General features: G+C 35.5%; 2 protein-coding genes. One reads left to right on the top strand and one right to left on the bottom strand.

The window, feature by feature from the left end; genetic code table 11:
* Positions 1–1,882, top strand: a 1,882-nt coding sequence (locus tag QZ334_RS08020) for a glutamine synthetase (RefSeq protein ID WP_295233492.1), incomplete at its 5' end; no start/stop codon positions are given.
* 92 nt (positions 1,883–1,974) lie between these two features.
* Here the strand turns inward: QZ334_RS08020 and QZ334_RS08015 are convergent.
* Positions 1,975–2,287 (bottom strand): phosphate-starvation-inducible protein PsiE (locus tag QZ334_RS08015; protein WP_295233489.1); only part of this gene is annotated, 313 nt, incomplete at its 5' end.

Genomic DNA, 2,287 nt, shown 5'->3' with positions numbered 1-2,287 from the left:
GTATTACATTCCAGCAGGTCAATATGGTAAAGAAGGCGTTCTTGCATTATTAGAACAACACCCAGAAATTAAATTCGTATCTCTTGTAGGTATCGATTTAGCTGGTAATGATACAGATGAAAAAATCCCTATGTCAGCATTCTTTGATGATTATGAAGCATTCTTCGAAGGTCGTGCTGTTCAAACAGATGGTTCTTCTGTAGTACTTACAAATATTGCAACATTGAATAATGCACGTGTTGATATGTGGGGCGATCCAAGTGTAAACTGGTTCGTTGATTATAACTATGAAAATATCGATGAAGCAACAGGTTTGCCAACTGGTACACTTCGTATTCCTGCATTCTTGATGCATAACTATCGTTATGTTGATTCTCGTTCTATCTTAAAAAATAGCTGTGACTATGTTCGTGCAGAATTATTATCTTTGATTAAAGAATATGGTTTACCTGGTATGCCTCATGTGAAATCTGATGATGTTGTAGATATTATCTTCACATCTGCTACTGAATTGGAATTCTGGGTAAAAACTCCATCTAGAACAGTTACTAAAAAAGAATTATCTGTATCTCAAAAATTACAAGAACAATACTGGCAACGTACTCATGGTACAGTTCGTACTGCATTAGAACAAGCGGTAGAACGTCTTGATCAATATGGTATGGAAGCAGAAATGGGCCATAAAGAAGTAGGTGGCGTTAAAGCTAAACTTGATGAAGATGGTCATGAAGCAGTAGTATTAGAACAATTGGAAATCGACTGGAAATTCTCTGGTAACCCATTACAAACAGCAGATAACGAATTACAAGCTCGTATTATCGTTCGTGAAGTATTCCGTGAAAACGGTCTTGATGTAACATTCAATGCGAAACCTATTATTGGTGTAGCTGGTTCTGGCGAACATACACACTTTGGTGTTATGGCTAAATTGAAATCTGGTAAACTTGTTAACTTGTTCAGCCCAGAAGATATGCGTAAAGAATCTGCTAGCTCCTTAGGTATTGGTGCAATCATGGGTCTATTGAAACACTACGAAGCAATCAATCCATTCATTAGCTCCACAACAGACTCCTTAAATCGTTTGAAACCTGGTTTCGAAGCACCAGTATGTATCGTTACATCCTTAGGTACTGATCCTTCTGAACCTAGCCGTAACCGTACCATCCTTTGTGGTTTGATTCGCGATATCGATAATCCTATGGCTACACGCTATGAATTGCGTTCTCCAAACCCTTACACAAACACATATACTGCATTAGCATTGATCTTCATCTCTGCATTTGATGGTATGAAATATGCTATTACATCTGGTAAAACACAAGCTCAATTGGAAGCAGAACTTTCTAAAGAAGTTGGTGAACCAGCTGAATACCTTGCTACAAATCGTGCATACCGTACAGAAAAAGATGTATTCGATGATTTCACTCAAGAAGAACGTAATCAAATGTTTGGTATTGCACCAGCTACTGTATGGGAAAATATTAAAGGTTACCAAAACAACCCTGAATTAGTTGAAACATTGGCTCAAGGTAATGCATTTGCTAAAGACTTGATGGATTCCTTCATTGCATCTATTTTGAAACGTTGGAAACTTGTATTGGCTCACCGTTTGATTCCTAATAATCTTGATACTGTTCGTAAAATGGTAGCTATTCATACTGATAGCCGTAATAGTGTAGATGATAAACGTTTTGCAGAAGTTAACGATTTACGTTTCTATCTTGCTAAAGATAGTGATGATCGCAAATCCTTGTTCACTCGATTAATCGATGCACTTAATGACGGTGAATATGACTTAGCATCTCAATTACAAATTGAAATGAACGATAAAATGGAAGAATTAGAAGCTAAATATGCTAACTATGCAAAAAACATCTTCTAATATCGGTTGATTCTATTACTCAAAAAGGGCTCCTACATTTGTAGGAGCCCTTTTATTCATATTAACTTTTTATAATTTAGCCGTTAAAGCTATTACTCGTTATGTCCTATAAACTTTTCTACTAGTACTAAGCTACATACAAGTACAAAAATTGCAACAGACCAGATTAAATTATCATATGACGATTCATGATCGATGATTAGCAGTCTAACAATTGCAGTTATGCCAATATATAAAAAGAAATTAAGCGGGAAGTGGAAGTTATTTTTAAAGTATTTTACGATGAGAGCAATAAACTCAAAGTATAAGAAGAAGGTAATTAATTCTTCAATTAATAAATAGTAAGTGCTATAACCTTGGATATTTGCCCACGTAATAAATCCTAGGCTAATTAAGGTATTAATG

This window comes from Veillonella sp. (assembly GCF_019414865.1).
Taxonomy (GTDB): Bacteria; Bacillota; Negativicutes; order Veillonellales; family Veillonellaceae; genus Veillonella.
Note: the sequence above shows the minus strand (reverse complement) of the source record. Positions and strands in the feature narration are given on the sequence as shown.